The 15,104-nt window shown below is 65.7% G+C and carries 14 protein-coding genes and 2 tRNA genes; 10 read left to right on the top strand and 6 right to left on the bottom strand.

Going from position 1 to position 15,104, the window contains the following annotated elements; genetic code table 11:
• Position 1: 1 nt before the first annotated feature.
• A complete protein-coding gene (locus AC5Y4N_RS11000) occupies positions 2–1,234 on the bottom strand; it encodes an MFS transporter (protein WP_499908007.1) in 1,233 nt (410 codons plus the stop codon).
• Positions 1,235–1,312: 78 nt separating this feature from the next.
• On the opposite strand from AC5Y4N_RS11000, the gene AC5Y4N_RS10995 reads away from it, so the two are divergent.
• The 5 genes from AC5Y4N_RS10995 (at position 1,313) to AC5Y4N_RS10975 (ending at position 4,870) form a co-directional block, all read left to right on the top strand.
• A complete protein-coding gene (locus AC5Y4N_RS10995; RefSeq protein WP_499908008.1) occupies positions 1,313–2,092 on the top strand; it encodes a fumarylacetoacetate hydrolase family protein in 780 nt (259 codons plus the stop codon).
• A 5-nt stretch (positions 2,093–2,097) separates the two neighbouring features.
• Complete coding sequence (gltX, locus tag AC5Y4N_RS10990; RefSeq protein WP_499908082.1) at positions 2,098–3,588, top strand: glutamate--tRNA ligase; 1,491 nt, start codon at positions 2,098–2,100, stop codon at positions 3,586–3,588.
• A gap of 96 nt (positions 3,589–3,684) precedes the next feature.
• Positions 3,685–3,756 (top strand) — tRNA-Gln (locus AC5Y4N_RS10985).
• Between the two features lie 61 nt (positions 3,757–3,817).
• Positions 3,818–3,890, top strand: a tRNA-Glu gene (locus AC5Y4N_RS10980).
• A gap of 320 nt (positions 3,891–4,210) precedes the next feature.
• Positions 4,211–4,870, top strand: a complete 660-nt coding sequence (locus tag AC5Y4N_RS10975) for a DUF222 domain-containing protein (protein ID WP_499908009.1) — start codon at positions 4,211–4,213, stop codon at positions 4,868–4,870.
• A gap of 41 nt (positions 4,871–4,911) precedes the next feature.
• Here the strand turns inward: AC5Y4N_RS10975 and AC5Y4N_RS10970 are convergent, their stop codons facing one another.
• Entirely contained in the window at positions 4,912–5,409 is a 498-nt protein-coding gene (locus AC5Y4N_RS10970; protein ID WP_499908010.1) for a PPOX class F420-dependent oxidoreductase, read from the bottom strand.
• Between the two features lie 21 nt (positions 5,410–5,430).
• A complete protein-coding gene (locus AC5Y4N_RS10965) occupies positions 5,431–6,132 on the bottom strand; it encodes an IclR family transcriptional regulator (protein ID WP_499908011.1) in 702 nt (233 codons plus the stop codon).
• Positions 6,133–6,171: 39 nt separating this feature from the next.
• Here AC5Y4N_RS10965 and leuC point away from each other — a divergent pair, with 39 nt between their 5' ends.
• The 3 genes from leuC (at position 6,172) to AC5Y4N_RS10950 (ending at position 9,069) form a co-directional block, all read left to right on the top strand.
• Positions 6,172–7,599, top strand: coding sequence for a 3-isopropylmalate dehydratase large subunit (gene leuC / locus AC5Y4N_RS10960; RefSeq protein WP_499908012.1), 1,428 nt, complete (start codon positions 6,172–6,174; stop codon positions 7,597–7,599).
• A 19-nt stretch (positions 7,600–7,618) separates the two neighbouring features.
• Positions 7,619–8,215, top strand: a complete 597-nt coding sequence (gene leuD / locus AC5Y4N_RS10955) for a 3-isopropylmalate dehydratase small subunit (protein WP_499908013.1) — start codon at positions 7,619–7,621, stop codon at positions 8,213–8,215.
• A 200-nt stretch (positions 8,216–8,415) separates the two neighbouring features.
• On the top strand, positions 8,416–9,069 hold the full coding sequence (locus AC5Y4N_RS10950) for an HU family DNA-binding protein (protein WP_499908083.1): 654 nt from the start codon (positions 8,416–8,418) through the stop codon (positions 9,067–9,069).
• 71 nt (positions 9,070–9,140) lie between these two features.
• On the opposite strand, the gene mutT1 is transcribed toward AC5Y4N_RS10950, so the two are convergent.
• From mutT1 to cofC, 3 genes are all read right to left on the bottom strand, one after another.
• The gene (gene mutT1, locus AC5Y4N_RS10945; RefSeq protein ID WP_499908014.1) at positions 9,141–10,031 is read right to left on the bottom strand and encodes an 8-oxo-(d)GTP phosphatase MutT1; all 891 of its coding nucleotides are present in this window, start codon (positions 10,029–10,031) and stop codon (positions 9,141–9,143) included.
• The gene (locus tag AC5Y4N_RS10940) at positions 10,031–12,220 is read right to left on the bottom strand and encodes an RNA degradosome polyphosphate kinase (RefSeq protein WP_499908015.1); all 2,190 of its coding nucleotides are present in this window, start codon (positions 12,218–12,220) and stop codon (positions 10,031–10,033) included. The genes mutT1 and AC5Y4N_RS10940 overlap by 1 nt, the downstream gene beginning before the upstream one ends.
• Positions 12,221–12,293: 73 nt before the next feature.
• Positions 12,294–12,935 carry a 2-phospho-L-lactate guanylyltransferase gene (cofC, locus tag AC5Y4N_RS10935; RefSeq protein ID WP_499908016.1) on the bottom strand — a complete coding sequence of 214 codons (642 nt, stop codon included), beginning with the start codon at positions 12,933–12,935 and terminating at the stop codon, positions 12,294–12,296.
• A gap of 80 nt (positions 12,936–13,015) precedes the next feature.
• Between cofC and AC5Y4N_RS10930 the strand changes: the two genes are divergently transcribed.
• Entirely contained in the window at positions 13,016–13,996 is a 981-nt protein-coding gene (locus AC5Y4N_RS10930) for an NAD(P)H-dependent glycerol-3-phosphate dehydrogenase (protein ID WP_499908084.1), read from the top strand.
• A gap of 6 nt (positions 13,997–14,002) precedes the next feature.
• Positions 14,003–15,103, top strand: coding sequence for a cystathionine gamma-lyase (locus AC5Y4N_RS10925; protein ID WP_499908017.1), 1,101 nt, complete (start codon positions 14,003–14,005; stop codon positions 15,101–15,103).
• The last annotated feature ends 1 nt before the right edge of the window (position 15,104 follow it).

Here is a 15,104-nt window from a genome sequence, read left to right as displayed (position 1 = left end):
GTCAGCCGTTGGCTTCGGGCAGTGCCGTCGACGCCGTCTTCACCGGAACCAGGGGCAGCGCAATCAACGGAAAGATCGCGCACACTGCGAAGGCAAGGGGATAGCCGGCAGCGCTGATCAGGCCGCCGAACAGAGGTGGCGCGATGCCTGCCGTCAGCAACTGGCTGGTGTTCTGGGTGCCGAGCGCGCGGCCGCTCCAAAACGGACCGGCAATCTCGGCGATCGCGGTGAACGCCAGGCCGTTGTCGCTGACCGTGATCACCGAGGCGACGATCATCACGGCGACCGCTAGCGGAGATCTCAGGTGGTCGGTGAGGGCCAACGCCGCCATCGCGGCCGCCGCGCCGACAGCGATCGAGCGGATGGGCCGAAGCCGCGATCCCACTCGGTCCGACCAGCGGCCCGCCGCGATCCGGCCAGCAGCGCCGAGCACCTGCGCGACCGTGACCAGCACGCCTGCCGCGCCCGCCGACCAGCCACGGTCGGTCATCAGCCACACCAGCGTGAAGGTCCACACCACCACCTGCGGCACCACAAGAAGCACCGAGACCGCGTGGATGCGCCACAGGACCGAGGAGTCCCGGTAGGGGTTGGCCAGGTCGCGCTGGGCCGCGTCCTCGCGCGGGGGGCGCGGTGGGTCCAGCACGCCCACGGCGCTGACCACCGCCGAGAGCGCGCACACGACCGCGGGAAAAAGCAGGGCCGCACCGATGCCGTGGCCATGCGCAAGCCGTGGAATCACCAGTGCACCCAAGGCAACACCGAGCGGCTGTGCGGTTTGCCGGATGCCCATGGCCAGGCCGCGCTGCTCAGCGGGGAACCAGCCGACCACCAGTCGGCCACTGGCAGAGTTGCTACTCGCCGCCGCCATTCCGCCTAGCAACAGGAAAACGCCCGTGAGTACCAGCCCGTGCGATGCGGCTGCGGCGAACGAGGCGGCGGCCGTCAAGGCCGAACCGACTGTAAGGACCAGTCGCTCACCGAGGCGGTCGACCGCGTACCCCCACGCGATCAGCGTGACCACCATGCCGATGCTGGGCATCGCGGACAGCAATCCGGCGTCGGCGAGGTCGAGTCCGCGACGTTCGTGCAACGTCGGGATGAGGAATGCGACGCCGTTGATGAACACGTTGGCGAACATGGTCGACGACAACGCGATTGCGAGCATCGTCCAGCGTCGTGCGGTGCCGATCGAGTGGGTGCTCACCGGCCTATCGTCCCACCGATGTCCCATGATGTTGAATTATCTTCTTACTATGTGGGAACCAGAGGCCTGCGCAGCGCATGCTCACCCGCCGTTAGGCTGTTCGGAATGCGCCTTGGTCGAATAGCCAGCTCGGACGGCGTCGCGTTCGTCGCGATCGAAGGGCACGACGACGACGCGGTTGCACGTGAAATCGCCGAGCACCCGTTCGGCACGCCGACGTTCACGGGCCGTCAGTGGCCGCTGGCGGACGTGCGACTGCTGGCGCCGATCTTGGCCAGCAAGGTGGTCTGCATCGGGAAGAACTATGCGGCGCATATCGAGGAGATGGGCGGCGGGCAGGTCGACGACCCGATCATCTTCATGAAGCCCAATACGGCGATCATCGGACCGAATGTGCCGATCCAGCTGCCGGCGAACGCGGATCCGGTGCACTTCGAAGGTGAGCTGGCCGCCGTGATCGGGCGCCCGTGCAAGGACGTTCCCGCCGCTCGGGCCGCCGAGAACATCCTCGGGTACACCGTCGCCAACGACGTGACTGCGCGCGACCAACAACGCAAAGACGGACAGTGGACGCGCGCCAAAGGCCATGACACGTTTTGTCCCGTCGGGCCGTGGATCGCTACGGATGTCGACCCGTCAGATCTGGCGATCCGTACCGAGGTGAACGGTGAGGTCCGCCAAGACAGCCGCACGTCGTTGATGATTCACGACGTCGGGGCGATCATCGAATGGGTGTCGGCAGTGATGACTTTGCTGCCCGGTGACCTGATTTTGACCGGAACGCCCGACGGTGTGGGGCCGATCGAACACGGCGACACGGTCAGCGTGACAGTCGAAAGCATCGGGACATTGACGAATCCCGTTGTGCGCAAGGGGAAGTCATGAGCGACATGGATGCTCTTCGCGCAAGCGGTTCATCGACCCGGGTGCGTTTCTGTCCGTCGCCAACCGGGGTGCCGCATGTGGGGCTTATCCGCACCGCACTGTTCAACTGGGCTTATGCGCGCCACTGCGGCGGGGTGTTCGTGTTTCGCATCGAGGACACCGATGCCCAGCGCGACAGCGAGGAGAGTTACCTGGCGCTGCTCGAGGCGCTGCGGTGGCTTGGTTTGGATTGGGACGAAGGGCCGGAAGTTGGCGGCCCGTATGGCCCGTACCGGCAGTCCGAGCGGCTCGAGGTCTACCGCGACGTCCTGCACCGGCTGCTCGAGACGGGGGAGGCATACGAGGCTTTCTCGACCCCCGAGGAGGTCGAGGCGCGACATGTGGCTGCTGGGCGCAATCCCAAACTGGGATACGACAATTACGACCGCGACTTGACGGAGGCCCAGCGCGCGGCGTACCGCGCAGAGGGTCGGCGCCCGGTGGTGCGGTTGCGCATGCCCGACACCGAGCTCGGCTGGCACGACCTGGTGCGCGGTGAAATGTCCTATGCCGCAGGAAGTATCCCGGACTTCGCGTTGACCCGGGGCAACGGAGAACCGCTGTACACGCTGGTCAATCCGGTCGACGACGCACTGATGAAGATCACCCATGTACTGCGGGGGGAGGACCTGATGCCGTCCACCCCGCGCCAGATTGCGTTGTACCAGGCGCTGATGCGGATCGGCGTCGCAGATCGTCTGCCCGAATTCGGTCACCTGCCAACGGTTCTCGGCGAGGGCACGAAGAAGTTGTCCAAGCGCGACCCGCAGTCCAACCTGTTCGCGCACCGCGAGCGTGGCTTCATTCCGGAAGGCCTGCTGAATTACCTTGCGCTGCTGGGCTGGTCGATTGCGCCGGACCGCGACGTGTTCACGCTCGCCGAGATGGTGTCCGCGTTCGACGTCGCCGACGTCAACGCTAACCCTGCCCGGTTCGACCAGAAGAAGGCCGACGCGATCAACGCTGAGCACATCCGGCTGCTCGATCCGGATGATTTCACAGCGCAGCTGCGCCGTTTCTTCGCCGAGCGCGGATACGCACTCGGGCTGACCGACGAGCAGTTCGGTGAGGCAGCGCGACTGGTGCAGACCCGCATTGTCGTGCTGGGGGACGCGTGGGGATTGCTGAAGTTCTTGAACGACGACGCCTACGTCATCGACGAGAAGGCGGCTGCCAAGGAGCTCGGCCCGCAGGCGGGCCCGGTGCTGGACGCGGCGGTGCCTGCGCTCGATGCGGTCGGGGAGTGGTCGGTGGACGCCGTCGAGGCCGCGCTGAAGGGCGCGCTGATCGACGGCCTGGGCCTCAAGCCGCGGAAGGCGTTCGGGCCGATCAGGGTGGCGGTGACCGGCTCGACGATCAGCCCGCCGCTGTTCGAGTCGCTGGTGCTGTTAGGGCGTGAGCGCAGCCTCGAGCGGTTGCGCGACGCCCGGGGCCTCGTGGCCAGTGCCGGGGAATGAGAGGGCGAGCTCAGATGTTTGATAACCTGCACGTCGGCCCGTAATTGCCGGTCGGCTTCGTCTATTAGGGCGCTGACCAGCGATAATGGCCACCATTGGGGTATGGTGTAATTGGCAACACAGCTGATTCTGGTTCAGCCGTTCTAGGTTCGAGTCCTGGTACCCCAGCTCGTCGCGGATTAGTGTCCGCGTCGGTGCGTCGGTTATGCTGGCAACCCGGTTTGTTCACGGCCCCGTCGTCTAGCGGCCTAGGACGCCGCCCTCTCACGGCGGTAGCGTGGGTTCGAATCCCATCGGGGCTACAAATGCGGTGTTGCCGTCAGCGGCCATAGCATGACCGTCTGACATTTCCGCTGCTCCGAATCGTCCTTCACCGCAGGTCATTTCGGCTGTGGACAAGTAGCTGCTGCTGTCGGACTGAAGCGATAACATTCGCTCATGTGTTCGAATACGGTGGTTGCGGTGTTGGACCGGCTGGAAGCCGCGGCCGACGCATTGGCGGGGCTGTCGTTCGACGCGTTGCGGAGCTCGACTGTGTGGCGGTCATAGAGCGGCTCACGACAATCATCCGCAAGTGCTCGGCACCTCAGTACGAACTGATCAACCAGCTGCTGAGCGCGCTGTGCCGTCCGATATCGGCGGGCCGCTGGCGCGGGTGCTGGCTGACCGGCTCAGAATCCGGCCCTCGGCGGCGCGGCGGATGATCGCCGAAGCCGCACGGGTGGAGCATCGGCGCACGATCACCGGTGAGCGGCTCGCGCCGCGCTGGCCCACCACCGCAGGCCAGGTGCGGGCAGGGACGATCGGTCAAGAGCATCTGGCGGTGATCCGTCAGTTCTTTCACGAGTTGCCGGGCGCCTATCCGGCCGAGGCGCGAGAACATGACGAGGCCATGTTGGGGGCGATGGACGCCGACTTGCGGCCCGATCAGTTGCAGAAGGCAGCGGAGCGGGTGGCGGCGCTGATAAACCCCGACGGCCATTTCTCCGAAGCCGACCGCGCCCGCAAGCGCGGCTTCCGGTGGGGGCCACAACGATGCGACGGGATGACCAAGGGCACGCTCGTCGCTGATCCGCAACTGCGTGCAACGTTGGATGCGGTGATCGCCAAGCTCGGCGCACACACCGACCACAGGCTCCACGACGAAGGCTGGAGCGCCCACCTCAACGACAACGGCATCGTCGAATGGACGCCCCCGCCACACCTGCGCCGAAAACCCGTCACCAACAATTACTTTCATCCCCTTCGCTATCTCGAAGGAGAAAACGATGACGATCCGTAGGCGTGAAATCGCGATCCGAGATCAGAGCCGACGATTGACTGCTACGCGTTCGGTGCCGTCGATCCGGCCAGCGGCATTGGAGGCATCCCCAGCTTCCGGTGATCCCATGAGCGAACGCGCTTGACAGCCAACCGAATTGCGATTCGCTTGTTCATCATCATGTCCACCGCCGGCTTCACCTCGTCGGTGTACGGGCCGGTGTAGCGTTCCCAGACACTGACGCCGACGCGGAAGATCGCGTCCGGATCGTCGACGATTTCGCCGGTGCCTTCGAACGACACGCCACGCAGCGTGTCGTACGTGTCGCCGTCCTCCAACAGAAACGTGATGCGGGGATCGCGGCGCACATTGACAGCCTTCTGCGACTTGGCTTTCGTCTCGAACCAGATCTCGCCGTCGACGACGCCGTACCACATCGCCGTCAGGTGCGGTTGTCCGTCGCGTCCGATGGTGGCCAGCGTTCCACTACGGCTCTTGGCGACGAACTCGTCGATCTCGGCCTGCGACATCACAATCTGCGCCCGTTGGTTAGTGCCCATGGCGGTCAGTCTGTCAGGCGATCAGAGCCGCCGCGTCAGCGCCTCGGAGGCGGCCAGAAGATCGGCGGCCCAGCGTGCGCCGGGCCGCCGCCCCATTCGGTCGATCGGGCCGGACACCGACACAGCAGCAATGACGTTGCCCCGGCCGTCGCGCACGGGTGCCGAAACACTGGCCACCCCCGGCTCGCGTTCGGCCACACTTTGCGCCCACCCGCGGCGGCGGACCTCAGCCAGGGTCCGCTCGGTGAACTTCGCCGACGGCAGCACCGCCTGCTGGGTGGCCGCATCGCTGTATGCCAACAAGACCTTCGCCCCGGAGCCTGCGGTCATGGGCAGCCGTGTGCCCACCGGAACCGTGTCGCGCAGCCCCGCAGGCGGTTCCATCGCGGCGACGCACACCCGCCAGGTTCCCTCGCGCCGGTACAGCTGCACGCTCTCGCCGGTGAGCTCGCGCAGCCGCGGCAGCACTGCCGCACCAGCGGCGACAAGCGGATCCGCCGCCTGCCCTGCCAACTCGCTCAGCGCGGGGCCCAGTCGCCACCGGCCCTGGCCATCGCGGGCAAGCAGCCGATGCTTTTCCAAGCCGGCGGCCAGTCGGTGAGCTGTCGCGCGCGGCAGCCCGGTGCGTTCGCACAACTCCGCCAGCCCGCACGGGGCATCCGCCACGGTGTGCAAGACCCCCACCGCTTTGTCGAGCACTCCGATGCCGCTATCCTGTCTCATATTGAGATACTAACGTCCCAGATTGTGAGATAGCTAGTCATGAGCCCTGATCGCCCGCGCACGATGGCAGAGAAGGTGTGGGACGCGCACGTCGTCGCCCGTGGATCGGGCAGTGGCGCCTCGCGCGAGCCCGACCTGATCTACATCGACATGCATTTCATCCACGAGGTCACCAGCCCGCAGGCTTTCGACGGGCTACGTCTTGCCGGACGAAAGGTGCGGCGGCCGGATCTGACGATCGCGACCGAGGACCACAATGTGCCGACGGTCGACATCGACAAGCCGATTGCCGACCCCGTCTCGCGCACTCAAGTGGAGACGTTGCGCCGCAACTGCGCTGAATTCGGCATCCGCCTGCATCCGATGGGAGATGCCGAGCAAGGCATCGTCCACGTCATCGGTCCGCAACTCGGTCTCACGCAGCCCGGCATGACGATCGTCTGCGGCGACAGCCACACGTCCACGCACGGCGCCTTCGGCGCGTTGGCCATGGGCATCGGCACATCGGAAGTCGAACACGTTCTGGCTACGCAGACTTTGCCGTTGCGGCCGTTCAAGACAATGGCGGTGAATGTCGACGGCCAGCTGCCGCCCGGTGTTTCCGCCAAAGACATCATCTTGGCGGTGATCGCCAAGATCGGAACGGGTGGCGGCCAGGGATACGTCATCGAATACCGGGGCAGCACCATCGAATCGCTGTCGATGGAAGCCCGGATGACCATCTGCAACATGAGCATCGAGGCCGGCGCACGCGCAGGCATGGTGGCACCCGACCAGACGACCTACGACTATCTGCGCGGCCGCCCGCATGCGCCGTCTGGCGACCAGTGGGATCTCGCGGTCGCCGAATGGGACCGGCTGCGCACCGACGACGGCGCCGAGTTCGACACCGAGGTGTACATCGACGCTTCCACGTTGAGCCCGTTTGTCACCTGGGGTACCAATCCCGGCCAAGGCGTTCCCCTGTCGGAGGCAGTGCCCGACCCGGAGTTGATGACCGACGAGGACCAGCGCCGCGACGCGGAAAAAGCGTTGACGTACATGGACCTTCGCCCCGGTACGCCAATGCGCGACATCGCCGTCGACGCGGTGTTCGTCGGGTCCTGCACGAACGGGCGAATCGAAGATCTGCGCGTGGTCGCCGACGTGTTGCGCGGCCGGAAAGTCGCCGACGGCGTTCGGATGCTCGTGGTGCCAGGTTCCATGCGGGTGCGCGCGCAAGCCGAATCCGAAGGACTGCACGAGATATTCACCGCTGCCGGAGCGGAGTGGCGTCAGGCCGGCTGCTCGATGTGTCTGGGCATGAACCCGGATCAGCTCGGGCCCGGCGAGCGGTGCGCGTCGACGTCGAACCGCAATTTCGAGGGCCGCCAAGGCAAGGGTGGCCGGACACATTTGGTCTCACCGGCGGTTGCCGCCGCAACCGCCGTCCGCGGCAGATTGTCCGCCCCCGCGGACCTGAACTGAATTCTGAGGAGATCAGCCAATGAAAGCGTTTCGTACCCACACCGGGATCGGAGTTCCGCTGCGGCGGTCCAACGTTGACACCGACCAGATCATCCCCGCGGTGTATCTGAAACGAGTCACCCGAACCGGATTCGACGACGGCTTGTTCGCCGCCTGGCGCAACGATCCCAATTTCGTATTGAACATCGCACCGTTCGACAAGGGGTCGGTGTTGGTGGCCGGCCCCGACTTCGGCACGGGTTCGTCCCGCGAGCATGCGGTGTGGGCTCTGATGGACTACGGCTTCCGGGTGGTGATCTCGTCGCGATTCGCCGATATTTTCCGCGGCAATGCGGGTAAGGCTGGCTTGCTGGCAGCCGAAGTCGCCCAGCCGGATGTCGAACTGCTCTGGAAGCTGATCGAGCAGAATCCGGGCTTGGAAATCACTGTCAATCTTCAAGATCGGACAGTGGCAGCAGCAACCGTGGTGGTGCCGTTCACGATTGACGACTACACCGCCTGGCGGCTGCTCGAAGGACTCGACGATATAGGCCTTACGCTGCGGAAAGTCGATCAGATCGAAGCCTTCGAAGCGGCTCGGCCGGCGTGGAAACCAACCACGTCGGCGGCGATCTGAGCGATCAAGATCGGCCAAATCGGCGGCGTCGCCCGCCGTTTCGGCGCCTTCCGACCACCTGCCAAGCGCGGCAAGCGGATTGCGGATAATTCGTCCGAATTTGCCTGAAATTGCGCGTGGCTCTTGGAAATCAGCAGGTCGAGGGTTTACCGTGTCCTCTAGTCGGTCCAGATTGGGACCGCTGGCTTCGGAGGGTATGCATGAACAAGGCAGAGCTCATCGACGAACTGACAAAGAAATTGAGCTCGGATCGTCGCCACGCGACAGAGGCCGTGGAAGGTGTCGTCGACAGCATCGTGCGCGCGGTGCAGAAGGGCGAAAGCGTCACCATTACCGGTTTCGGTGTATTCGAACAGCGTCGCCGCGCGGCGCGCGTCGCGCGCAATCCGCGCACCGGTGAAACGGTCAAAGTGAAGCCGACTTCTGTTCCGGCTTTCCGTCCCGGCGCACAGTTCAAGGCGATTGTGTCTGGCGCACAGCGACTCCCGGCCGAAGGTCCGGCGGTGAAGCGCGGATCGAGTGGAGGCGGTCGCTCGGGCAGGAAGGCTGCCGCGTCGAAGGCAACCAAGCGTGCGCCAGCCAAGAAGGCCACGGCGAAGAAGGCGGCCAAGAAGGCGCCGGCCAAGAAGGCCGCAACCAAGCGGACCGCTACTAAGTCGGCCGCCAAGAAGACCACCGCGACGAAGGCGGGGACCAAGCGGACGGCCACCAAGTCGGCCGCCAAGAAGAGCCCCGCAAAGAAGACTGCTGCGAAGTCAACCGCGCGCAAGGCCACCACCAAGCGGGCGGCCACCAAGGCGCCGGCCAAGAAGACTGCGGCCAAGAAGGCTCCGGCCAAGCGCGGCCGCAAGTAAATTCACCGACGCTGACCGCCGCGGGTGCGAAACACCCGCGGCGGTTTTGCGTTGCCGGCAGCTGCGTGCCGTCAGTGCGGCGCTGGGCTCGGGATGTGGTCAGCGGCGACGAGCTTGCCGCCGTGCAGCGACAGCACCCACGTACTGCCCTTGGCGTTTCGGCTCTTGGCCGGCCGGATCCCGTCGCGCTCACACCACCACTGGATGAGGTCCGGAATGACCTTTCCTTGACTGCAAATCACCGGAGTGCCGTCCTGCTCGACGATTTCCAGTACGCGCCGACGCGCTTTGTCGCGATCATGCCAATAGGCTTCTTCGGTCAGCGTGGGCTCTGCGGCGATTTCGGTGTGCAGCTCGTCGGCAAGGGGTGCAACGGTCTGGATGCATCGAGCACGATCCGCGGCGTACACCGAGGTGGGGCCGAACGCGAGCAGCTGGCCTACCAGTAATTCGGCTTGCGCGCGACCGTGCTTGTCCAGCGGCCGCTTTCGGTCGTCACCCTTGTACCGCTTTTTGCTGCCCGCTGTGCCGTGGCGGACAATCAGCACTGTCTTCGTGTCCGGGGGCCGCTCGCCGAAGCGCCGCAGAATTTTCCGGTCATGGGGATAGGACACCTTGCCCATCGCGTCGGTCGCCGACAGCCACACGAGGTCGTCGACTTCGCCGTTGGGCGTGAAGTGCCCGCCCAGACCACGCGCGGCCCAGTACCGCACGCGTTTGATGCCCTGGTCGATCGGATAGCGCACCGTGCCCAGTGCGCGCCCCAGATGAGCGAGTTGGCCCGTCTCCTCGAAGACTTCGCGCACCGCTGCCGCCGGTTCGGTCTCACCCGGATCCAATTTGCCCTTGGGCAGGGACCAGTCGTCATAGCGGGGCCGGTGGATCAATGCCACTTCGATGTCCGCAGAGCCGTCGACAAAACGCCACAGCACCGCACCGGCTGCACGAATCGGTTTTGCCATCAGGGATGCCGGTGCCGCTCCATCAGCGAGACCTGGTGATCACGCACGCTATGACCTGCCTGAGGTGCCGCAGTCCATTGACCGTCGGATCCGAGTTCCCAGCAGCGCGTCGACGGATCCAGCGCCGAGGTGAAGATGTCGTTGAGTTGGGCGGTCAACTTGGGGTCCTTGACCTGAGCCAGCACCTCGATGCGCCGGTCGAGATTGCGGTGCATCATGTCGGCGCTGCCGATCCAGTACTCGTCGATTGCATTGAAGTGGAAGATACGTGAGTGTTCGAGGAAGCGGCCCAGAATTGAACGCACGCTGATGTTTTCGGAGTAACCGGCAGCCCCTGGCCGCAATGCGCAAATGCCGCGGACCACCACCTCGACGCGCACGCCGGCCCGCGATGCCCGGTACAGCGCATCGATCACCTGCTCGTCGACAAGCGCATTGGCTTTGAGCCGGATTCGGCCCTGCGCACCCGCGCGCATGGCGTCGACTTCACGCTCGATCCGCTCGATGATCCCTTTTCGCACCCCATATGGCGCGACCAAGAGGTTGCGGTACGACACCTTGCGCGAGTATCCGGTCAGCGAGTTGAACAGGTCGGTCAAGTCTGCGCCGATGTCGGGTGCGGCAGTGAGCAGACCGATGTCCTCATACAGCCGTGCGGTTTTCGGGTTGTAGTTGCCGGTGCCGACGTGACAGTAGCGCCGGATGACCGATCCCTCGCGGCGCACTACGAGGCAGGTCTTGCAGTGCGTCTTCAATCCGATGAGTCCGTACACCACGTGCACGCCCGCCTGCTCCAGCGTGCGGGCCCATTTGATGTTGGCCTGCTCGTCGAACCTGGCTTTCAGCTCGACCAGCGCCACCACCTGCTTGCCGGCTTCCGCGGCATCGATCAACGCGTTGACTATCGGTGAATCACCTGACGTGCGGTACAGAGTTTGCTTGATGGCCAACACATTCGGATCCGCGGCCGCCTGTTCGATGAAGCGCTGCACGCTGGTGGAAAACGAGTCGTACGGGTGATGCACCAGCACGTCGCCGTCGCGCAGAGTGGAGAAAATGCTCTTGGGTGTTTCGCGTTCACCGAACGCCGGGTGCGTCGCCGGGACGAACGGAGGGTCTTTGAGCGCCGGGCGATCGACGCCGTAGATCTGCCACAGCGACGACAAATCCAGCAGGCCTGGAACTTCGATCACGTCGCCCGGGTCGACTTCGAGCTCACGCAATAGCAACTCGAGCATGTGCTCGGTCATGTCGTCCGAGACTTCCAACCGCACCGGGGAACCGAACCGCCGCCGGGCCAGCTCGCGCTCGAGGGCCTGCAGCAGGTCTTCGTCGCGGTCCTCTTCGACCTCGAAATCAGCGTTGCGAGTGATGCGGAACGCGTGGTGCTCGACGATTTCCATGCCTGGGAACAGCACAGTCAGGAATGCCGCGATCAGCTCTTCCATCGGCAGGAAACGCACGGCGCCGTCGACGCCGCGGCGGCTGCCCAATTCGACGAACCGGTCGACGTTGTCGGGCACTTTGACTCGCGCGAAGTGTTGGCCGCCGTCCTCGGGATGCTTGACAGTGATCGCCAAGTTGAGGCTTAGGCCGCTGACGAACGGGAAGGGGTGTGCGGGGTCGACCGCCAGCGGCGTCAGCACCGGGAAGACTTGTTCGTGGAAGTAGGTGGACAACTCGGCGCGCTCGACGTCGTCGAGGTCGTCCCACGTGACGATGACGATGCCCTCTTCGGCGAGCGCCGGGCGGACCGAGTCCAAGAACACTCTGGCGTGACGGATCGCGAGTTGCTGGGTGCGTTCGCCGATCCGTCGCAGCTGTTCCCGCGGCGACAGCCCGTCGGCCGAGCGAACGGACAGTCCCATTTCGTCGCGGCGTTTGAGCCCGGCCACTCGCACCATGTAGAACTCGTCGAGGTTGGACGCGAAGATCGCCAGGAACTTGGCGCGTTCGAGCAGGGGCAGCGACGTGTCGTCGGCCAACGCGAGGACACGGCCGTTGAAGTCCAGCCAGCTCAGTTCTCGGTTGAGGTACCGGTCGTCGGGCAGGGCATCGACGACCTCTTCCGCGGTGGCCGCCGGCGGCGCCTCCGGGGCTGAGTCAACCGCGCCAGGCCTGGCAGCGGAGCGCCACTGTGTTTCTGGCGCACTGACGTCGGCTTCGGTTTCAGTCACCCTGTCGATCATTCCTCATCGGCGGCCGGACGGGCTACTCACCGCCGAAGAAGTGACGATCGGCAACTCGCTGTCCTATTTCCGTTCACCTGCACAGTGCGATCGCTCGAGCGGTGGCCGGACCCACCCCGAGTCGACGGGCCGCTTGTAAGTCGTCGGGAGTGTCGATGTCGCAGCGCAATCCGGGCCATGCGCCGGTCAGCTCGATTGCACCCGAATCACGGTGCCGCCGAGCCGAATCCGCGCCGAAGGCCGGTTTCAGCGCGGTGCCGAAGGCAAACAGCGCCACCGTTCCGCTGCCGTGCCGGTCGGCGACGAAGCTTCGTCGATGTGCGCGTGCCGCGGCGATCGCCTGGCCGAGCTCCTGGGTTTGCAGCGCGGGCAAATCCCCTTGCAACACAACCTTGTTCGGCGGCGGAGTCGATGAGTCCGCGATCACCGATTCGGCGGCGAGGATCGCGTTGTTGAGCGGGTCCGGGTGGCCGGGCGGTGTGGGATCGGCCAGAGTGTGTGCGCCGAGCTGCCGCGCCGCCTCCGCGACCACGTCATCCGGCGTCACCACCGTCAAGGTCGCCAGCGAAGGCTCCTTCGCCGCCGCGGTGATGGTATCGAGCAGCATTGCCAGCACCACCCGCTCGCGGGTCTGCGCCGAGAAGACCGGTGCCAGCCGGGTCTTGGCCACCGCGAGCCGCTTGACGGCGATGATCAGACCGACGTCACCGCCCATAGTGGTCATCCTGCCAGCCGGGGATGTGCGGTTAGGGTAAGGCGGTGGGGACGGAGCGACCGACTTGTGACGTCGCGGTGATGGGGGCGGGTGCTTGGGGCAGCGCGCTGGCGCAAGTGCTCGCCGATGCCGGCAATTCGGTGACGGTGTGGGCACGACGCCCCGACATCGCCGACGAGATCAACTCCGAACATCGCAACCGCCGCTACCTGGGCAACGCGAAGTTGCCGACGGATGTGCGGGCGACCGCCGATCCGGCCAAGGCGCTGACCGGTGCGACGACTGTGCTGCTGGCGGTGCCGGCACAGGTGTTGCGTGCCAACTTGTCGGAATGGACGGGTCTGATCGAAGCAGACGCGACACTTGTCAGCCTGGCCAAGGGCATCGAGATGGACACCTTGATGCGGATGAGTCAGGTTGTGGTGCAGGTGACGGGCGCAGACCCGTCGCGTGTCGCGGTGCTGTCGGGACCGAACCTGGCCAGCGAGATCGTCGAGCGCCAACCTGCGGCGACCGTGATCGCATGCAGCGATTCCGGCCGCGCGGTGGCAGTGCAGCGAATGCTGAGCGCCGGCTATTTCCGGCCGTACACCAACGCCGACGTGATAGGCGTCGAGATCGGTGGTGCGTGCAAGAACGTCATCGCGCTTGCGTGCGGTATGGCGGCCGGGGTGGGGTTGGGCGAGAACACGGCCGCGGCGATCATCACTCGCGGCCTGGCCGAGATCATGCGCTTGGGCATCGCGGTCGGCGCGAAGCCGGCGACTTTGGCGGGCCTGGCCGGTGTGGGTGATCTGGTGGCTACCTGTACGTCGCCGTACTCGCGCAACCGCACCTTCGGCGAGCGGCTGGGTCGCGGCGGCACCATGGAGTCGGCCATGGAGGCGGCCGCCGGGCACGTCGCCGAGGGCGTGACATCGTGCCAATCGGTGTTGGCGCTGGCGTCGAGCTATGACGTCGAAATGCCGTTGACCGACGCGGTGAATCAGGTGTGCCACCACGGTCTTTCTGTGCACGACGCGATGGCGCTGTTGCTCGGGCGGCGCACCCGGCCGGAGTGAGCGACGGTGTCGGCCTCGTACGGTGACTCCACTCGCTGTGTGAAAGCCGTTGAAGCACAGTCGGTTCCAGGCCAGCCGCTGGGACCGGCGCCGGTGCCGGCATCTGCGTATCACCTTTCACCAGACGAATCAGACGAGTTCGACACTTACGGTCGCGCGTCCAATCCCACGTGGCGGCAACTGGAGTCAGCGATCGCGCGGCTTGAAGGTGCGGCGCAGGCGTTGGTATTCGGCTCGGGCATGGCGGCGATCACCGCGGTGCTGCGCGTATTGGCACGGCCCGGCGAGGTGCTCGTGGTGCCCGCCGACGGCTACTATCAGGTGCGCCGATATGCGGCGGAATACCTTGCCACACAAGGTGTCACGGTACGCCAAGCGGCGTCGGATCAGATGCACGACGCGGCCGTCGACGCCGACGTGGTGCTGGCCGAGTCGCCGGTCAATCCGCTTCTCGATGTCGTGGACCTGCACCGGTTGGCGACGATCTGCCGGGGCCGCGGTGCGACGCTGGTCGTCGACAACACCACCGCGACACCTTTGGGTCAGCAGCCGCTGGCGCTGGGCGCAGATGTGGTGGTGGCCAGCGCGACGAAGTCTCTGGCCGGACACAGCGACGTTGTCGCCGGATATGTGGCGGGCAGCCGGCCGGAGATTCTTGCGGCGGTGGCCGGAGAGCGTCTGCTGAGCGGGCCGATTCTCGGTGCGTTCGACGCCTGGCTGGTGTTGCGCAGTCTGGGCACCGCCGGTCTGCGGTTCGAACGCCAGTGCCGCAACGCCGAAGCGCTGGCCGCTGCGCTGCGATCTCACCCCGCAGTCCGCTCGGTGCGGTACCCCGGCCTTTCCGACGATCCCGCCTATCCGACTGCCTCCCGGCAGATGCGCCGCTTCGGCGGGGTCCTTGCGTTCGAACTGGCCGACGCCGCCGCGGTGCACCGGCTGGTGTCGCGCAGTGATCTGCTGGTTGCCGCGACGAGCTTCGGCGGCATCCACACATCGGTCGACCGACGCGCGCGCTGGGGCGACCCGGTGCCCGACGGATTCGTGCGGCTGTCGGCGGGCATCGAGGACACCGACGACCTGGTGGCCGACGTGGAAGGCGCGCTGTGAG

This window comes from Mycobacterium sp. NGS19, assembly GCF_059813155.1.
Note: the sequence above shows the minus strand (reverse complement) of the source record. Positions and strands in the feature narration are given on the sequence as shown.

Excerpts from the sequence above, each read along its gene's own strand:
- AC5Y4N_RS11000 (WP_499908007.1), bottom strand. The coding sequence starts at position 1,234 with ATGGGACATCGGTGGGACGATAGGCCGGTGAGCACCCACTCGATCGGC.
- AC5Y4N_RS10995 (WP_499908008.1), top strand. The coding sequence starts at position 1,313 with ATGCGCCTTGGTCGAATAGCCAGCTCGGACGGCGTCGCGTTCGTCGCG.
- gltX (WP_499908082.1), top strand. The coding sequence starts at position 2,098 with ATGGATGCTCTTCGCGCAAGCGGTTCATCGACCCGGGTGCGTTTCTGT.
- AC5Y4N_RS10970 (WP_499908010.1), bottom strand. The coding sequence starts at position 5,409 with ATGGGCACTAACCAACGGGCGCAGATTGTGATGTCGCAGGCCGAGATC.
- AC5Y4N_RS10965 (WP_499908011.1), bottom strand. The coding sequence starts at position 6,132 with ATGAGACAGGATAGCGGCATCGGAGTGCTCGACAAAGCGGTGGGGGTC.
- leuC (WP_499908012.1), top strand. The coding sequence starts at position 6,172 with ATGAGCCCTGATCGCCCGCGCACGATGGCAGAGAAGGTGTGGGACGCG.
- leuD (WP_499908013.1), top strand. The coding sequence starts at position 7,619 with ATGAAAGCGTTTCGTACCCACACCGGGATCGGAGTTCCGCTGCGGCGG.
- AC5Y4N_RS10950 (WP_499908083.1), top strand. The coding sequence starts at position 8,416 with ATGAACAAGGCAGAGCTCATCGACGAACTGACAAAGAAATTGAGCTCG.
- mutT1 (WP_499908014.1), bottom strand. The coding sequence starts at position 10,031 with ATGGCAAAACCGATTCGTGCAGCCGGTGCGGTGCTGTGGCGTTTTGTC.
- AC5Y4N_RS10940 (WP_499908015.1), bottom strand. The coding sequence starts at position 12,220 with ATGATCGACAGGGTGACTGAAACCGAAGCCGACGTCAGTGCGCCAGAA.
- cofC (WP_499908016.1), bottom strand. The coding sequence starts at position 12,935 with ATGGGCGGTGACGTCGGTCTGATCATCGCCGTCAAGCGGCTCGCGGTG.
- AC5Y4N_RS10930 (WP_499908084.1), top strand. The coding sequence starts at position 13,016 with ATGGGGGCGGGTGCTTGGGGCAGCGCGCTGGCGCAAGTGCTCGCCGAT.